13 protein-coding genes are annotated in these 17075 nt (G+C 65.5%); 9 read left to right on the top strand and 4 right to left on the bottom strand.

Features of this window, described 5'->3' with window-relative positions; translation table 11 throughout:
* From KI794_RS05550 to hpaD, 3 genes are all read left to right on the top strand, one after another.
* A complete protein-coding gene (locus KI794_RS05550; protein WP_255809411.1) occupies window positions 1-672 on the top strand; it encodes a GntR family transcriptional regulator in 672 nt (223 codons plus the stop codon).
* Between the two features lie 50 nt (window positions 673-722).
* A complete protein-coding gene (gene hpaE, locus KI794_RS05545; protein ID WP_255809410.1) occupies window positions 723-2219 on the top strand; it encodes a 5-carboxymethyl-2-hydroxymuconate semialdehyde dehydrogenase in 1497 nt (498 codons plus the stop codon).
* 68 nt (window positions 2220-2287) lie between these two features.
* The gene (gene hpaD, locus KI794_RS05540; protein WP_119281434.1) at window positions 2288-3430 is read left to right on the top strand and encodes a 3,4-dihydroxyphenylacetate 2,3-dioxygenase; all 1143 of its coding nucleotides are present in this window, start codon (window positions 2288-2290) and stop codon (window positions 3428-3430) included.
* Window positions 3431-3621: 191 nt separating this feature from the next.
* On the opposite strand, the gene KI794_RS05535 is transcribed toward hpaD, so the two are convergent.
* Window positions 3622-4290 carry a hypothetical protein gene (locus tag KI794_RS05535; RefSeq protein WP_119281435.1) on the bottom strand — a complete coding sequence of 223 codons (669 nt, stop codon included), beginning with the start codon at window positions 4288-4290 and terminating at the stop codon, window positions 3622-3624.
* A gap of 255 nt (window positions 4291-4545) precedes the next feature.
* On the opposite strand from KI794_RS05535, the gene KI794_RS05530 reads away from it, so the two are divergent.
* The 4 genes from KI794_RS05530 (at window position 4546) to KI794_RS05515 (ending at window position 10980) form a co-directional block, all read left to right on the top strand.
* Window positions 4546-6084, top strand: coding sequence for an APC family permease (locus KI794_RS05530; RefSeq protein ID WP_255809408.1), 1539 nt, complete (start codon window positions 4546-4548; stop codon window positions 6082-6084).
* 151 nt (window positions 6085-6235) lie between these two features.
* Window positions 6236-7963 (top strand): urocanate hydratase, encoded by a 1728-nt coding sequence (gene hutU, locus KI794_RS05525; RefSeq protein ID WP_255809407.1) that lies wholly within the window; start codon window positions 6236-6238, stop codon window positions 7961-7963.
* 58 nt (window positions 7964-8021) lie between these two features.
* On the top strand, window positions 8022-9251 hold the full coding sequence (gene hutI, locus KI794_RS05520; RefSeq protein ID WP_255809406.1) for an imidazolonepropionase: 1230 nt from the start codon (window positions 8022-8024) through the stop codon (window positions 9249-9251).
* A gap of 361 nt (window positions 9252-9612) precedes the next feature.
* Entirely contained in the window at window positions 9613-10980 is a 1368-nt protein-coding gene (locus KI794_RS05515; protein WP_255809405.1) for a hypothetical protein, read from the top strand.
* Window positions 10981-11216: 236 nt separating this feature from the next.
* Here KI794_RS05515 and KI794_RS05510 read toward each other — a convergent pair whose 3' ends face one another.
* Both KI794_RS05510 and hutH read right to left on the bottom strand, forming a co-directional pair.
* The gene (locus KI794_RS05510) at window positions 11217-12005 is read right to left on the bottom strand and encodes an IclR family transcriptional regulator (protein ID WP_119281439.1); all 789 of its coding nucleotides are present in this window, start codon (window positions 12003-12005) and stop codon (window positions 11217-11219) included.
* A 38-nt stretch (window positions 12006-12043) separates the two neighbouring features.
* On the bottom strand, window positions 12044-13627 hold the full coding sequence (gene hutH / locus KI794_RS05505) for a histidine ammonia-lyase (protein WP_370647863.1): 1584 nt from the start codon (window positions 13625-13627) through the stop codon (window positions 12044-12046).
* Window positions 13628-13751: 124 nt separating this feature from the next.
* On the opposite strand from hutH, the gene KI794_RS05500 reads away from it, so the two are divergent.
* Entirely contained in the window at window positions 13752-14729 is a 978-nt protein-coding gene (locus KI794_RS05500; RefSeq protein WP_255809404.1) for an agmatinase family protein, read from the top strand.
* A complete protein-coding gene (locus KI794_RS05495; RefSeq protein ID WP_119281441.1) occupies window positions 14726-16174 on the top strand; it encodes an amino acid permease in 1449 nt (482 codons plus the stop codon). Before KI794_RS05500 ends, KI794_RS05495 begins: the two co-directional genes overlap by 4 nt.
* Before the next feature lie 72 nt (window positions 16175-16246).
* Here KI794_RS05495 and KI794_RS05490 read toward each other — a convergent pair whose 3' ends face one another.
* Entirely contained in the window at window positions 16247-17068 is an 822-nt protein-coding gene (locus KI794_RS05490) for a uracil-DNA glycosylase (RefSeq protein ID WP_370647880.1), read from the bottom strand.
* Between the last annotated feature and the right edge of the window lie 7 nt (window positions 17069-17075).

The following is a 17075-nucleotide window of genomic DNA, read 5'->3' as shown; positions in this document are numbered from 1 at the left end:
ATGAGTGCTGAATCGAAGTCCGAGCGCGCGTACCGCCTTATTAGGGGCAGGATCGACGCCGGCGAGTACATGCCCGGCTACAGGCTCGTGCTCGCCCCGATCGCCGCTGAGCTCGACATGTCGGTCGTGCCCGTGCGCGAGGCGATCCGCCGCCTCGAAGCCGAGCAGCTCGTCACATTCGAGCGGAACGTTGGCGCCCAGGTCTCGCTCGTGAAGGAGACCGAGTACCTGCACACGATGCAAACCCTCGCGCTCGTCGAGGGCTCGGCGACGGGCTTGGCAGCGCCGTTCATCACGAAGGATCAGCTCAGCCGCGCACGCGCAGTCAACGAGACTATGCGCGAATCGCTCACAGCCTTCGACCCGACACGGTTCACCGAGCTCAACCTCGAGTTCCACGCCGTGTTGTTCGAGACCTGCCCGAACCCCCACATCCTCGACCTCGTGCACCGCGGATGGAACCGCATGAAGGTGCTGCGGAACTCATCGTTCAGCTTCGTGCCAGGCCGCGCAAGCGAGTCTGTCGAGGAGCACGAACGCATCCTCGACCTCATCGAACAGGGTGCCAGCCCGCTCGAGATTGAGCTCGCGGCCCGCGCACACCGCACTGCAACTCTTGACGCGGTACTCGCACACTCCGACGAGCTCAAGCATCCGGTCTCGGCCGCGTAACCCATCCACCCATTTTCAAGTTTCCACTACCCAAACACGGAGGCGACAGCATGACTCACACGAAGCCCGCAGGGCTCCCCGACAAGATCCGCCACTTCATCGACGGCAAGTTCGTTGACTCGGTCGGCGGCGAGGAGTTCGACGTTCTTGATCCCGTATCGAACGAGACCTATATCCAGGCCGCGGCCGGCCAGCAGGCCGACATCGACCTCGCTGTTGCAGCCGCACGCCGCGCGTTCACGGAGGGCCCGTGGCCGAAAATGCTGCCGCGCGAGCGCTCGCGAATCTTGCACAAGGTCGCCGACATCGTCGAGTCGCGCGACGCGCAGCTCGCTGAGCTCGAGAGCTTCGACTCGGGCCTTCCGATCACCCAGGCCAAGGGTCAGGCCCGCCGCGCCGCCGAGAACTTCAGGTTCTTCGCCGATCTCATCGTCGCGCAGCACGACGACACCTTCAAGGTGCCGGGCCGGCAGATCAACTACGTGAACCGCAAGCCGATCGGCGTCGCCGGCCTCATTACGCCGTGGAACACGCCCTTCATGCTCGAGTCGTGGAAGCTCGGCCCCGCGCTCGCAACAGGCAACACCGTTGTACTGAAGCCTGCCGAGTTTACGCCCCTGTCGGCGTCGCTGTGGGGAGAGATTTTCCGCGAGGCTGGCGTGCCCGACGGTGTTTTCAACCTCGTCAACGGTTTCGGTGAGGAGGCCGGCGATGCGCTCGTCAAGCACCCCGACGTGCCGCTCATCTCGTTCACTGGCGAGTCGAGCACCGGCTCGCTGATCTTCGCGAACTCGGCCCCCTACCTGAAGGGCCTCTCCATGGAGCTCGGCGGCAAGAGCCCGGCTGTGGTGTTCGCCGACGCCGACCTTGAGTCTGCGCTCGACGCCACTGTCTTCGGGGTGTTCAGCCTGAACGGTGAGCGCTGCACCGCGGGAAGCCGCATCCTCGTCGAACGCTCAATCTACGACGAGTTCGTCGAGCGGTACGCCGAGCGCGCGAAGAACGTTGTTGTTGGGCTGCCGTCAGACCCGGCGACCGAGGTCGGCGCACTCGTGCACCCTGAGCACTTCGAGAAGGTCACACGGTATATCGAGATCGGCAAGACCGAGGGCCGTCTCGTCGCAGGCGGAGGTCGCCCCGACGAGTTCCCGACGGGCAATTTCGTCTCCCCCACGGTGTTCGCTGACGTCGCGCCCGACGCACGGATCTTCCAGGAGGAGATCTTCGGCCCCGTCGTCGCGATCACCCCGTTCGACACCGACGAGGAGGCGCTCGAGCTCGCGAACAACACGAAGTACGGCCTCGCGGCGTACATCTGGACTTCCGACCTCAAGCGCGCACACAACTTCTCGCAGTCAGTCGAGGCCGGCATGGTGTGGCTGAATTCGAACAACGTGCGCGACCTGCGCACCCCGTTCGGCGGCGTGAAGGCTTCTGGCCTCGGCCACGAGGGCGGCTACCGCTCGATCGACTTCTACACCGACCAGCAGGCCGTGCACATCACGCTCAACGAGGCACATTCGCCGCGCTTCGGCGCTGGCAAGTAACCACCAAGAATCCGGCCAGCGCGTTCCGCGACGAGCGCGCTGGCCACCCCACCAGGAAGGACATCCCCATGTCTGATCTCAAGGGTCGCGAAAAGACCTCGTCTGGCTTCTACGTCACCAAGGAAGCCCCAATCCAGACCGACAACCCGATCCTCACGCCGACGTCGGAGGCACCCGACATCCTGCGCTGCGCGTACATGGAGCTCGTTGTCACCGACCTCGCGAAGTCGCGCGAGTTCTACGTCGACGTACTCGGCCTCACCGTGACCGAGGAAGACGAGAACGCAATCTACCTGCGCTCGCTCGAAGAGTTCATTCACCACAACCTCGTGCTGCGCAAGGGCCCGGTTGCCGCGGTCGCCGCGTTCTCGTACCGCGTGCGCACCCCCGAGGACCTCGACAAGGCCGTCGCCTTCTACACCGAGCTCGGCTGCCGGGTCGAACGCCGCAGCGAGGGCTTCACCAAGGGCATCGGCGACTCGGTGCGCGTTGAGGATCCGCTCGGCTTCCCGTTCGAGTTCTTCTACGATGTCGAGCACGTGGAGCGCCTCGCCTGGCGCTACGACCTCTACACCCCTGGCGCACTCGTGCGCCTCGACCACTTCAACCAGGTCACCCCCGACGTGCCGCGAGCCGTGCGCCACTACCAGGACCTCGGCTTCCGCGTCACCGAGGACATTCAGGACGAAGAGGGCACCGTGTACGCAGCTTGGCTGCGCCGCAAGCCGACCGTGCACGACACGGCTGCGACGGGCGGCGACGGCCCCCGCATGCACCACGTCGCATTCTCGACGCACGAGAAGCACAACATCCTCGCGATCTGCGACAAGCTCGGCGCGCTGCGCATGTCCGACCGCATCGAGCGCGGCCCCGGCCGCCACGGCGTCTCGAACGCGTTCTACCTCTACATCCTCGATCCCGACGGCCACCGCGTCGAGATCTACACCCAGGACTACTACACCGGCGACCCAGACAACCCGGTCGTCACCTGGGACGTGCACGACAACCAGCGCCGCGACTGGTGGGGCAACCCGGTCGTGCCGTCGTGGTACACCGAGGCGTCGCTCGTGCTCGACCTCGACGGCAACCCGCAGCCCGTCGTGGCCCGCACCGACGCTTCCGAGATGGCGGTGACCATCGGCGCCGACGGCTTCTCGTACACCCGTGACGACGAGGGCGAGAAGGGCTTCAAGCTCGGCAACACCCTGTAACCAGAGCTATGGCGGAGGGGCTGGAGCGCGCACGTGCTCCAGCCCCTCCGCCATTTCAGCTGCGCCGGCGGCGGCCCGTCGTGACCCGGCAGGTGGCTGCAAGCTCCGCGGGCGCTCACACGTTCTCATCGCACCCGAATTCCCATAGCATTTGCGGGCGAGGGGAACGTTTGGGGCGAGACGGAAGGGAGTCAGGCGAGCATCGCCCCAAGCATAAGCGTCATGGCACCGGCGTCGACCGCCGCGAGTCGGCGGCCGCCCCTGGCCGCGGCAAGCGCCGCGGTCGCGAGCGCGACGGACAACACCACTACTGCCGCAAGCAGCCACCCGACCGATGGCGCCCCACCGTGGTTGTGCGCTGCCGTGACAGCAAGCGGAGACGCGGCAGGCTGGGATCGAGGGGCGGCACTCACGAGCAGCAGCGCCCCCATTGCTGGGTACGACAGGGCGGTCAGGATCCCGCGCGCAACTCGGGCCCCGCTCAGGGTGGCTGGCGCTGCGGCAGGTCCGGGTGAGCGCCACAGTCCGACCGCAGCGCCGCCATCGCACGTCGGGTCACCATCGCCAGCCGCACCACGGTCCGCGCCGAAGCCAGCACTCCAACCGCCGGCCCGACCAACGTCCAGCCCTCCGGCTGGCCGCAGCGAGGCCGCGGTAATGAGCCCGGCGCAGACGAGCAGCGCTGCCCATAGCGCGGGAGCCACGAGCCCGACGATCGCGTGATCGAGCATCGCCGCGAACATCACGCATGTGGCGCCCAACTGCAGCCGATTTCCCGACCGCGCGGCGCACCACAGGCACAGCGCGGCGGTGGAGACCATCACCACGGGCATCATCGGCACCGCCGTCACTGCGTACATGCTTTCACCCTAGGAAGCACTCCGGCGGCGGGGCGCTTCCTCGGCGAGACGTGCGCCCACAGTCATGCACCGTGCGCCGCCTGCGACCTCACTTTTGACTGATCGTCGAGGTCTGCACTCGCAGACATGGGCTGTGCGCTGCTGACACAGCCCAGCCCTATCTCCAAGCTGTGCGCCTTCTTAGACTCTGATCGACGCACGTCTCTGGGCCCCAGGGCGTGCACAGGCAACGACGCCACGAGAGGACTCACGCATATGAGCGAAGCACCGCACACTCAGCACAGCGCGCACGACCCAGGGCTCAGCCGCCGCACGCTCGGCGTCCCCGCGATCACCCTCATGATCATCGCTGCATCTGCCCCGCTCACCGTCGTAGCGGGCGGAGTCACGACCTCCTTCGCAGTCACCGGGTCTCTCGGGGTTCCGCTCGGGTTCCTGCTCATCGCAGCTATTCTCACCGTCTTCGCGGTCGGCTACACCGCGATGGGCAGGCACATCACGAACGCTGGCGCGTTCTACGCCTATATCTCCCGAGGGCTCGGCAGGGCGGCAGGCGTCGGGGCCTCGCTCATCGCACTCGTCGCCTACAACGCAATGCAGATCGGCATCTTTGGGCTGTTCGGGTTTCAGCTCTCAATGTTTCTGGAGGCAAAGCTCGGGTTCTCCTCGCCGTGGTGGCTCTGGATCATCATCGGCATCATCGCTGTCGGGCTCCTCGGCGTCAACAAGATCGACGTCTCGGCAAAGGTGCTCGGCGTCCTCGTCGCGCTCGAGTTTCTCGTGGTCATCGTGTTCGACGTCTACGCGCTTGCAGCCGCGCCTGAGGGTGTGACTGCGGCTACCCTCAACCCGGCAGAGCTGTTTGGCCCATCACTCGGCATCGTGCTCGTGTTCGGCGTTGCAGCCTTCATGGGGTTTGAGGGAGCGGCGATCTACGGTGAAGAGGCGAAGGATCCGAAGCGGACAGTCCCGCGCGCCACCTACGCGGCTGTCGCGATCATTGGCGTCTTCTACGCGTTCAGTGCGTGGGCATTCTCGGTGGGCGTTGGGCCCTCGAACATTGTTGGGGCCTCGCAGGAGTTCGGCCCAGACCTCATGTTCGTGTTCATGTCTGAGCACGTCAGCGTCATCTTCGTGGACATCATGAACATCTTGTTCCTCACAAGCTTGTTCGCGGCACTGCAGTCGTTCCACAATGCTGTCGCCCGATATTTCTTCTCGCTTGGCCGCGAGGGCGTGCTGCCAGGCTGGTTCGCGCACACAGCGAAGTCAGGGGCGCCGTGGGCGGGATCCGTCGCGCAGACAGTGATCGCGCTTGTGGTGACGGCTGGCTTCGCAATCGCCGGCGCGCTCGGCGGCGAAGCTGCGCTTGGCGAGCAGGGGTTCCTCTACCCGGTGCTGACGATGTTCACTTGGCTCACGAACACTGGCGCGATGGGCCTCGTCATGCTCATGGCAGTCATTGCCGCGGCAGTCATCGGCTTCTTCGCGCGTGACAGGCGCGGCCTGGGCCTCTGGACCACGCTCGTCGCGCCGCTGATCTCAGGTCTGCTGCTCGCGTGGGTGTTCGTCATGATCATCGCGAACTTCCACTTGCAGCTCGGGCAGGAGGCTCCGTCGGCGGCCACCTACGTGCTGCCGATCATCGTCGCTCTTGCAGGCGCCGCCGGCGTCATTTGGGGTCTCGTGCTGAAGGCGAGGCGACCAGCTGTATACGCGCGGATCGGTCATGGCACGGAGCCGGGCGCCTACGGCACCGAGGCTGTCGACGTCGTCGGCGCCTCCGAGGGGTAGCCTGCGCAGTCACCACGAGCCAGCATGTCGCACCAGGTGCCCACGTCCGGTATTCCGGACAGGGTCGCCTGGTGCGACGTTGTTTGGGTCCCTCAGGCAGGGTGAGATGGATTCATCGGCTCGATCACAGACCGTATGAAAGGAACCAACGATGGCTCTCCCCGGCGCACGCCCCGTCCGCGCACCCCGCGGCACCGAGATTTCAGCGAAGAGCTGGCAGACCGAGGCCCCGCTTCGCATGCTCATGAACAACCTCGACCCCGAGGTTGCCGAGCGCCCTGACGACCTCGTCGTCTACGGCGGCACAGGCCGCGCCGCCCGCAGCTGGGAGGCGTTCGACGCGATCGTCGACACGCTCCGCGACCTCGAAGAAGACGAGACGTTGCTCGTGCAGTCGGGAAAGCCCGTTGGCGTGTTCCGCACGAACAAGTGGGCGCCCCGCGTGCTGCTCGCCAACTCGAACCTCGTCGGCGATTGGGCGACCTGGCCCGAGTTTCGAAAGCTCGAGGCAGAGGGCCTCATGATGTACGGGCAGATGACGGCGGGCTCGTGGATCTACATTGGCACGCAGGGCATCCTGCAGGGCACCTACGAAACCTTCGCGGCGGCTGGCCGCAAGCTCCAGGGGCAAGGGCGCATCACCCGTGTCGAGGGCAAGGGCTCGCTCGCTGGCACAATCACGCTCACCGGCGGCTGCGGCGGCATGGGCGGCGCGCAGCCGCTCGCGGTGACCCTGAACGACGGCGCATGCCTCATCGTTGACGTCGACAAGACCCGCCTCGACAGGCGCGTCGGCAAGAGGTACCTTGACGAGGTCGTCGAAGACATCGACGAGGCGCTCGCGAAGGTACAGCAGGCGAAGCAAGAGCGCCGCGGCTGGTCTGTCGGCCTCGTTGGTAACGCGGCCGAGGTCTTCCCCGAGATTCTGCGCCGTCACCAGGCAGGCGAAATCACAATCGACCTCGTGACCGATCAGACGAGCGCGCACGACCCCCTGTCGTACCTGCCCATCGGCTACTCGGTCGACGAGCGTCTCGCTCGTGCCGAGCAGGATCCTGAGCAGTTCACCCGTGACGCGCAGGCGGCGATGGCCGCTCACGTCAAGGCGATGGTTGAGTTCCAGGATGCTGGCGCCGAGGTGTTTGACTACGGCAACTCAATCCGCGATGAGGCCCGCAAGGGTGGCTACGACCGCGCATTCGAGTTCCCAGGCTTCGTGCCTGCGTACATCCGCCCGCTGTTCTGCGAGGGACTCGGACCGTTCCGCTGGGCGGCCCTCTCAGGCGACCCCGAAGACATCCGCGTCACAGACGAGGCGCTGAAGGAGCTGTTCCCGGAGAACGCGCACCTGCACAAATGGCTCGACGCCGCTGCCGAACGCGTCGAGTTCGAGGGCCTTCCCGCGCGCATCTGCTGGCTCGGGTACGGCGAGCGCCACCAGGCCGGGCTGCTCTTTAACAGGCTCGTCGCCGAGGGCAAGGTGAAGGCACCGATCGTGATTGGCCGCGACCACCTCGACTCCGGGTCGGTCGCGTCGCCCTACCGCGAGACCGAGGCAATGGCCGACGGCTCGGACGCAATCGCAGACTGGCCGCTCCTCAACGCCCTCACTGCGACATCGTCGGGGGCGACCTGGGTGTCGATCCATCACGGCGGCGGCGTTGGCATCGGGCGCTCGATCCACACCGGCCAGGTCTCGGTCGCCGACGGCACCGACCTCGCTGCCGAGAAGCTCGAGCGCCTACTCACAAACGACCCGGGAATGGGTGTCATCCGTCACGTCGACGCTGGATACCAGCGTGCAGACGAGGTCGCGAAGGAGCGCGGGGTGCGCGTGCCGCTCGAACCCACGATCCGCAACACCGAGGCAGCCTGGTAATTCCTGCTGGCGCACACCTGCAGAGATAACTCACGACACATCCTGGGAGACTGAGCACATGACCCACGCGATCCTCATCGACAACATCGGCGAGCTCACAACGAACGACCCCGCACTCGGGGACGGGATCGGTGGCCGCATGCGGGATGCCGCCGTGGTGATCGACGGCGACAGGATCGCATGGGTTGGCCCAGCAGCGAACGCCCCGGCGGCCGACGAACGTGTCGACGCCGAGGGCCGCGCGGCGCTTCCCGGCTGGGTCGACTCTCACACCCACATGGTGTTCGCGGGCGACCGCACCGCCGAGTTCGAGGCGCGCATGGCTGGTGAGGGATATGCCGCTGGCGGCATCAATGTCACGGTGGACGCCACTCGCGCGGCCTCCGAGGCCGAACTCGGGTCGAACCTCGCGCGGCTCGTAGGCGAGGCGCTTCGCGATGGCACGACAACGATGGAGACGAAGACAGGCTACGGGCTGACGGTGGCCGACGAGGTGCGCTCGGCGCGCGTCGCGGCGGCCCAGGTTGACGCAGTCACATTCCTGGGCGCGCATCTGGTGCCTGCTGGCGCAGATCCGGCCGAGTATCTCGATCTCGTGACCGGCCCGATGCTCGCTGCCGTGGCACCGCTCGTCAGCGCCGTCGACGTGTTCTGCGAGACCGGCGCCTTCGACGGGGCGGCAACCGAGCGGATCCTCACCGCGGCGGCCGCGGCCGGCCTCGCGACCCGCGTACACGGCAATCAGCTCGGGCACGGCCCAGGCACGCAGCTTGCCGTCGCGCACGGGGCGTTGAGCGTCGACCACCTCGGTTTCCTCGACGACGCCGACGTCGAAGCGCTCTCGGGATCGTGGTCGCGGGCGAACGGCGAACGAGGGACAGTCGCGACAGTGCTCCCCGCATGCGACCTCTCAACGCGCATGCCGCTCGCCCCGGCGAGGCGCCTCATTGACGCAGGCGCCGTCGTCGCGATCGCCTCGAACTGCAACCCTGGGACGTCATACACGAGCTCGATGGGGTTCTGCGTCGCGACCGCGGTGCTGCAAATGGGGCTCTCGATTCAGGAGGCTGTCAGCGCAGCGACGCTCGGCGGCGCGATCGCGCTCGGCATGCACGAGGACGGCTGGGTCAATCCCCGTGGCGAGGCCCAGGGGCGAGTTGGTGTTGTCTCCCCCGGCGCACGCGCCGATGTGCAGCTGCTCGACGCCCCGTCAGTCACGCACCTCGCATACCGCCCTGGGATGCGCCTCACTCACGGCGTGTGGAAGGCTGGTGTCCGCTCGGTCTAGCCCGGAGGCACAACGAGGCTGACGCTGCTGCCTATTGAGCTCGGCAGCAGGTCGGGGCTGTGCCGAGGTGTCAGTTAGCGGTCATACCTGGTTGTGCTTTTGCGCCTGCTCCAGAGCTCCGACGTGTCCTGCTGACACGAATCCAAGGTGTGTGTCATGCCTCTTTGTGGCTAGTCTCGAGGTACGCATTGGCTAGGCCGCGCAGCCTCGAAGCAGCTTCAAGCTAAGTAGACCGGTTCTGGAGCTGCCGTTTGATCTAAGGCAATTTGGTCGCTGAGACGGCACAGTCTCGTTGACGCTCGCAAGTAGCGCGCAGACTTAGCAACCACTGGCAAATACCAGCTCTAGGAGGAAGTCGGAAGTGACCACATGGTTCACCGAGTGGCTAGACGGATGGAGAGAGTCCACTACTCAAGCATTCTCCTCCTGGGGGCCCAATGCGCCCTGGGGTACTTTCATCGTGTCATTAGTCCTCTTCGCCTTTTTGCTGCTGACACTCGCCGTAGTTGGTCATCTCATTCTCACCAAAATTGCGTTGTCGGTTCGTAGCTGTGCCGAGTGGCTCGCAGGTGGGGCGACACTGGATGACATCGTGCGACTCGAAAGCAGCAGCGCCCGAATTGAGAGGGCATTGAGGTGGCTCGCCACCCGTGCTGTCACCACTCAGTACGAGTCATCAGCGCAACCGCCCCGCCTCCCGAAGCAAGGTCGCGGGAACCTGACGCGGAAACTCTTGCGAAACCTATGGCTAGCTCTGCGTTGGTTGTGGATAGCACTCGCCTCAATACCGAAGATTGTCTTTTCTTGGTTGGGGCTCGTCGTGGTAGTGTCTGCGGTGCTCACCGCATTTCCGTCTACGATTCTCACCGGGGCGGAAAGGGCACGCTCTGTTCTGCTGGAAGCGGAGTGGTCCATACCTACGGCAGTTGCAATGGCCACGATCATTGCAGCTATGACCCCGATAAGCATCATGGCGATAAGGGCGCTGGCGAGCGAGACCGGCACTGCCCGTAGGACGTTTCGGCAGGGCAGAGAAACCTCGGCACTGCAACAACTACACGCCGCCGCGCCCGCCATCGCTGCGTTGGCAGGTGTAGTTCAGTCGCAGCTCGATGAGATGGTGCGAACCTACGCAATCCAGGAGTACCGTGCTCAAGAATGGTACGCGTGGACACAACAACATCGCCCAGAACACCGCCACCACTTCCCTCAATCCGACGATCACGTTGAATGCAACCAGTCTTGCCTCGACCTGCCTCTGACGAGGGCTCGACCTTACCTGCATAACGAGGAAACACAAGCTGCTATCGCTGGAATTGAGTTAGCTTGGAAAGACCAGTTGAAAGATGAGGTGTTAACGCTGTCTCGAATCGTCAATCTGCCTGCCTGGAGCGGACTGATGACATTACGATCCTGCTTTTCCACAAAAACCGAAAAATTCATTCAGCATGTCGTTCCATCGGTCGATGAGTGGTACGTCAGAAGAATCGCCTGGCAGCACAGGCAGCTCGTGCCGGGATCCCCAGCAAGAGCGGACAATGAGGCAGGCCGAAATGTCCGCGTGAACAGCCGACTCGACCCAAGTGCAAAGTGGCTTGAGGACGAGCTTCACGCTCTCGTCTGGAAGCTTGCGGGCCTCAGCCGGGAGCTCACAAGTCTCGCCAACTTCGCATACGCTCTGACGAGACCACGTCGGTTCGAAAGACTTGCCCGGTTATCCGACAGCTAAACAACGCCATGAAAAGTCGATTTCGCTCACTTCCTATGGAACACTAGCGATACCGTGCGATGTGCTGCTCCGAGAAAGCCACGAGTTCTGCGTCGCGAACTTTCTACCGATTCGCGCAGCGTCCGTTCAATGCAGAGGCGCGGCGCCATCTCCGTCGCGCTCAATTCCTGTGGAGTCATTCGATCCCGCTGAGGCTGCCGATTGATGCTTTCCGGGACACAGAACGATAGCCCGACCTAGGTCTCCTCGCGCGCCGCGCGGCCATGAATTCGTGCGGACAGGGCGTTCGCGGCGTCGCGTACTTCCCCGGCGAGGGCTGAAAAATCCCCCTCGCCATACTCCCCGTCGCTGAATGTCACGGCGACGGCAGCGATCGGCCAACCCCGGTGATCGAGCACTGGTGCTGCGACCGATGAGAGCCCCTCAGTCACCGAGCCTCGCTCGAGCGCGAAGCCCCTCGTCGTCGTATCGTCGAGCACGGCCCGAAGCCGAGAGTACCGGTTCACGCCGTCAGGACCCGCAAGGCGGTGCGCAAACGACTGGGCGTTCGGGTACAGCGCCCGCACCTGCGCACGTGGCAGGCTCGCAAGGATCGCACGCCCGCTCGCAGTGAGGTGCATCGGCAGTCGCACATCAACGTCTGTCACGAGTGATGGCGATCCCTGGGCGCGTTCCTCAATCACGTACAACACGTCACTGCCGCTTGGCACCGCAAGATGCCCACTCACGCGCACAGTGTCAACGAGCGCAGCGAGCAGCGGCCTGCCGAGGCGCGCGATCGGTTCCTGCCGCTCATAGGCCGAGCTCAGCTCGACTGCTGCGAGCCCCAGCCCAAACCTGCGCTCCTCCGGCAGGTGCATCACGTAGCCGTGTTCTTGTAGGGTGGCGAGCAGCTGATACGCGGTTGAGCGCGGCAGATCAAGCTGCGTCGCGATGATGCTCGCTGGCACCGGTCCGCGGGAGCGCGCGAGGAGCGTCAGAATGCGCAGCGTCTGATCTGCCGCGGGCACCTTAGGCTCTGTCATGACGGCAGCCTATCGGGCGCGAGTCCGCCTCCGCACCGCTACGCCAGCTTCGCCCCGAGCGCTTCCTCGGCCGCACCCAGAGCCGCGCCGCTCACGACGAAGCTATGGGCCGCGTCGATCGTCGGCGAGAGGAAGGTGTCTGTGTCTGGCTCGGGGATCTCGGTGCGGAAGAGCGCGTGGATCGCCGCCGTCGCGGGGGCCGGGGCGCCAGCCCCCTCGGCCGCGCGGAAATCGAGCGCGCGCGTGGACGCAAGCAGCTCGATCGAGAGCACGCGGGCGAGCCCGTCAATCGCCCGCCGAAGCTTGCGGGCGGCCGCCCACCCCATCGAGACGTGATCTTCCTGCATCGCCGACGACGGGATCGAGTCAACAGACGCCGGCGTCGCGAGCCGCTTCAGCTCGGAGACAATGCCAGCAGCCGTGTACTGCGCAATCATGAGGCCAGAGTCGAGGCCCGCGTCTGCTGCCAGGAACGGCGGGAGCCCGTGGTTTCTGGCGACGTCGAGGAACCGATCTGTGCGGCGCTCAGAAATCGACGCGAGGTCCGCTACGGCGATGGCCAAGAAGTCAAGCACGTATGCGACAGGGGCGCCATGGAAGTTTCCGTTGGACTCGACTCGGCCGTCTGGCAGCACAACCGGGTTGTCGACGGCCGAGGCAAGCTCGACGGCTGCGACTCGGTCCGCGTGGGCGGCGGTGTCGCGCGCGGCACCGTGCACCTGCGGCGCGCAGCGCAGCGAATACGCGTCCTGCACCCGGCTAAACTCACCCTCCTTCGGGCGCTGCACCAAGTGCGAGTCGGCAAGCACCGCAGCCATGTTTGCTGCCGACGAAGCCTGGCCCGGATGCGGGCGAAGGGCGTGCAGTTCGGGCTGGAAGACGGCATCTGTTCCGGTGAGGCCCTCAATGCTCGCGGCAGCAGCAACGTCAGCGATGGCGAACAGTCCGTCGAGATCGTGGAGCGCGAGGCACAGCATGCCGAGCATCCCATCGGTGCCGTTGATGAGCGCGAGGCCCTCCTTCTCGGCAAGCACGAGCGGCTCGATACCGGCAGCCGCGAGCGCTTGGGCCGCGGGAATCGTGGGCGCATACGGATCCTCGTCTGCCGCTGTCCCTACTCGCACGTTCCCCTCGCCCATGAGCGTGAGTGCGCAGTGGGCGAGCGGGCTCAGATCGCCCGAGCAGCCGAGCGAGCCGTACTCGTGCACGACAGGAGTGATACCCGCGTTGACGATCGCAGCGTACGTTTCGACTACGACGGGGCGCACCCCAGTTCGCCCCGTTGCAAGTGTCTGCAGACGGAGCAGCATGAGCGCACGCACCACCTCGCGCTCGACCTCTGGGCCGGTGCCGGCTGCGTGCGAGCGGATGAGGCTCCGCTGGAGTTGCTGCCGCTTCTCGACAGGGATTTGCACCTTCGCGAGCGCCCCGAACCCAGTCGAAACACCGTAGTGGGGGCGGGTGTCGTCGGCGAGTTCGTCAATCACTGCGCGGCTGGCCGCGACGCGTTCGAGCGCGGCAACTGAAATTGAGATTCGTGCGTCATGGCGAGCGACCGCGACGACGTCGTCGCGGTTGAGTGGCGCATCTCCGAGGAGCACTGTGTGGGTCATATCGGTCATGATTCGATCACACCGCATCCCCCGTCTGTCGTGTTGCCCACTCCACCACCTGCTGTCCGGTACCCCGGACGATCGAGCCGATCGGGCGCACCGATCAACTCGCGTCCGTTGCTAGCGTGCAACTATGACCACCCCAACCAGCAACGACGCTCGTCCCCTCTCCCACGATCCAAACTGGCCGCGAGCCGGCTCCTGGCCCACGCCCGGCGCGGCCGATCTCGACACCCCGATCGATCTTGCGCTGATTGGAATTCCGACGTCGCGAACGTCGCTGTCACCGACAAACGCACACCTCACACCCGCCGCAGTGCGAGAGGCACTCCGCCGATACTCCGACCACGTCGTAGCCCCGGGTTCGCCGGGCGACCGCGGAAAAGAACTCGATACTGTGCTTGGGGAGGCACTCACGATTCGCGACGCTGGGGACGTCGTCGATCCTGACACAGAGGAGGGCGAACTCGCCGCCGAGCAGACTGTGCGCGAACTTGCCGCCCGAACGGAGCTCGTCGTCGCTCTCGGCGGCGACAACGCACTCACCGTGCCCGCGGCGCTGGGTGTCTCGGGAGACGCGCTCGCAAGTGCCGGACTCATCACCCTCGATGCCCACCACGACCTGCGCGACGGCCGCTCGAACGGATCACCCGTTCGCAGGCTCGTCGAGGCAGGACTTGACCCGAGCCGAATCGTGCAGATCGGCATCGCCGACTTTGCGAACTCCCGCGCTTACCGTGAACGCGCCAAGGAGTGGGGTATCACCGTGATCCATCGCGACGAACTCTTCACGCGCACGGTCGCGGACATCGCCGCAGAGGCGCTCGAGGTCGCCGGGGCTGGCGGTGGGCCAATCCACGTCGACCTCGACGTCGACGTCTGCGACCGCGCGATCGCTCCGGGCTGCCCGGCATCGATTCCCGGCGGGATCGCGGCGCACGAGCTGCGGGCCTTCGCCCGGACGTTCGCCGCAGACCCGCGCGTACGAGGCGTCGACCTCGCTGAGGTCGACGCGACAGCCGACGCCCCCGACGGGCGAACGGTTCGACTCGCAGCACTCTGCGTACTCGAAGCCGCCGCGGGCCTCGCGCAGCGTCTCGGGAGGGCATGACCATGGCGGCACCTGAAGCATTGAAGCGTGGGCTCACGGCCCGTCACATTCGTTGGATGGCGCTCGGCTCCGCCATCGGCACTGGCCTCTTCATGGGATCTGCAGGCGCGATCCAGGCCGCAGGGCCCGCAGTCTTGCTCGCCTACATCATCGGCGGCGCCGCAGTCTTCATGGTCATGCGCGCACTCGGCGAAATGGCAGTTCGTCACCCCGTCTCCGGGTCATTCGCGCAGTACGCCTCGCGCTACATCGGTCCGTTCGCAGGTTTCCTCGCGGGCTGGACCTACACGTTCGAAATGTTCGTTGTCGCCCTCGCCGACGTGACTGCGTTCGGGCTCTATATGGGGTTCTGGTTCCCCGACGTCGAACGCTGGATCTGGGTACTCGCTGTGGTCTTCTTCATCGCCGCGATCAACCTCATCAGCGTGAAGGTGTTCGGCGAACTCGAGTTCTGGTTCTCCCTCATCAAGATCACCGCGATCGTCCTCATGATCGCTGGTGGCATCGGCATCATCGTCTTTGGGCTTGGCAATCAGAGCGAAGGGGCCGCGGGCATCCAGAACCTTGTCTCTCACGGCGGATTTATGCCGAACGGCCTCTGGGGGTTGCTCGCCTCATTCACCGTCGTCATGTTCGCGTTCGGTGGCATCGAGGTCATCGGTATCACCGCCGGAGAGGCCCAGAACCCGAAGAAGGTCATCCCGCAGGCGATCAACTCGGTCCCCGTGCGCATCCTCCTCTTCTACGTGCTCACCCTCGGCGTCATCATGAGCCTCCAGCCTTGGACAACGATTGACGGCAAGACGAGCCCGTTTGTATCAATCTTCGAATCCCTCGGACTCTCAGGTGCTGCGCACGTGCTCAACGTCGTCGTCATCACCGCAGCGCTGTCGGCGATCAACGCAGACATCTTCGGCGCCGGACGCATGCTCCGCGGCCTCGCCGAGCAGGGCCAGGCACCCAAACAGTTCATGAAACTCACGAAGAGCGGCGTGCCGTGGCTCACCGTCGTCACCATGGTTGGGGCGCTCTTGATCGGCGTCGTACTCAACGCGATATTCCCCGACCAGATCTTCTTCTTCATCGCAGCACTCGCAACGTTTGCGACGGTGCTTGTGTGGTTGATGATCCTCGTCGCCCACGTACGCATGAAACGGGAGATCGCCCGCGAGTCACGGCTGCCAAGCGAGTTCCCTGTGCCCCTCTGGCCTGGAGCTTCGTACGCGGCGATCGCGTTTATCCTGTTCGTAATCGTGATGATCGGCCTCGTGCCCGACTCGCGACCCGCGATCTTCGTTGGGGCCGGGTGGGTCTTGCTGCTCATGCTCGGCTACCGGTTCCTGGTGAAGGATGCGGGCCGACGACGCTACGAGCTTGTCGACGAGACTGGCGCCATTGAGGTGCAGGCGGTGTCGGTTCGCCGGAAGCGACGCCAGGAGCGGTAACCGCCGGAGCGGGTTCGGGTCGGCGCTTCAGGCCCTTCCCGACTCGCCCCGGCCCAAGCCAGTGGCCCTCCTCTACGCCCGAGCGGCCCAGTCGATCGGGGTCGAACCCTGAGCTTCAAGCAGCTCATTCACGCGGCTGAACGGCCGCGATCCGAAGAACCCGCGCGAGGCCGAGAGCGGCGATGGGTGCGCACTCTCAACAATCGGAGTCTCCCCGAGCAGGGGCGCAAGCCCTCGGGCGTCGGCCCCCCACAGAACAGCAACGAGCGGGCCGCCCCGGGCCACGAGCGCCCGAATCGCAAGCTCAGTCACATACTCCCAGCCTGCGCGGCGGTGCGAGCCAGCATCTCCGGCGCGCACGGTGAGCACACGATTGAGCAGCAGCACACCCGCGTCAGCCCATGGCGAAAGATCGCCGTGTGCGTTCCGCGCGCCGCCGGCCAAGCGCCCCGCCACAGACCTGCTGTCGGCTGGGGAGGCCCAGAAGTCTTCCGCCCACGTATCAGACGAGGTCTCCGGGAGGCAGCCAGAGCCGCTGTCCCCCGCCCCAAGATCTTCGTCGAGCTCCCGGAGGATGTTCTTCAGGCTCCGCGGCAACGGCTGCACGTCGCGGGCTGTCGAGAACGACAGTCCGACGGCGTGGCCTGGGGTGGGGTACGGATCCTGACCGACGATGAGCACCCGCACGTCAGCGAGCGGTCGAGCGAATGCCCGGAACACGAGGTCAGCGGAGGGCAGCACTTCTGCCCCGGCGGCCTCCTCGGCGGCAAGGAACTCGGCGAGCCCAGCAAGCGTCGAGTCGAGCGTGCCTCCGGTGTCGGCTGCGGCGAGCGCCTCGCCCCAGTCGGCGGCGACGCGGCCCGACGAGACGAGTTCTGTGAGCGAGGTTGGAATCACACGA

Origin of the sequence: Leucobacter aridicollis, from assembly GCF_024399335.1 — a bacterium.
GTDB lineage: Bacteria > Actinomycetota > Actinomycetes > Actinomycetales > Microbacteriaceae > Leucobacter > Leucobacter aridicollis_A.
The sequence above is the reverse complement of the archived record's forward strand: the minus strand, read 5'-3'. Positions and strand labels throughout refer to the sequence as shown.

Excerpts from the sequence above, each read along its gene's own strand:
- KI794_RS05530 (WP_255809408.1), top strand. The coding sequence starts at position 4,546 with ATGAGCGAAGCACCGCACACTCAGCACAGCGCGCACGACCCAGGGCTC.
- hutH (WP_370647863.1), bottom strand. The coding sequence starts at position 13,627 with ATGACCGATATGACCCACACAGTGCTCCTCGGAGATGCGCCACTCAAC.
- KI794_RS05510 (WP_119281439.1), bottom strand. The coding sequence starts at position 12,005 with ATGACAGAGCCTAAGGTGCCCGCGGCAGATCAGACGCTGCGCATTCTG.
- KI794_RS05495 (WP_119281441.1), top strand. The coding sequence starts at position 14,726 with ATGACCATGGCGGCACCTGAAGCATTGAAGCGTGGGCTCACGGCCCGT.
- hpaE (WP_255809410.1), top strand. The coding sequence starts at position 723 with ATGACTCACACGAAGCCCGCAGGGCTCCCCGACAAGATCCGCCACTTC.
- hutI (WP_255809406.1), top strand. The coding sequence starts at position 8,022 with ATGACCCACGCGATCCTCATCGACAACATCGGCGAGCTCACAACGAAC.
- KI794_RS05535 (WP_119281435.1), bottom strand. The coding sequence starts at position 4,290 with ATGTACGCAGTGACGGCGGTGCCGATGATGCCCGTGGTGATGGTCTCC.
- hpaD (WP_119281434.1), top strand. The coding sequence starts at position 2,288 with ATGTCTGATCTCAAGGGTCGCGAAAAGACCTCGTCTGGCTTCTACGTC.
- hutU (WP_255809407.1), top strand. The coding sequence starts at position 6,236 with ATGGCTCTCCCCGGCGCACGCCCCGTCCGCGCACCCCGCGGCACCGAG.
- KI794_RS05500 (WP_255809404.1), top strand. The coding sequence starts at position 13,752 with ATGACCACCCCAACCAGCAACGACGCTCGTCCCCTCTCCCACGATCCA.
- KI794_RS05550 (WP_255809411.1), top strand. The coding sequence starts at position 1 with ATGAGTGCTGAATCGAAGTCCGAGCGCGCGTACCGCCTTATTAGGGGC.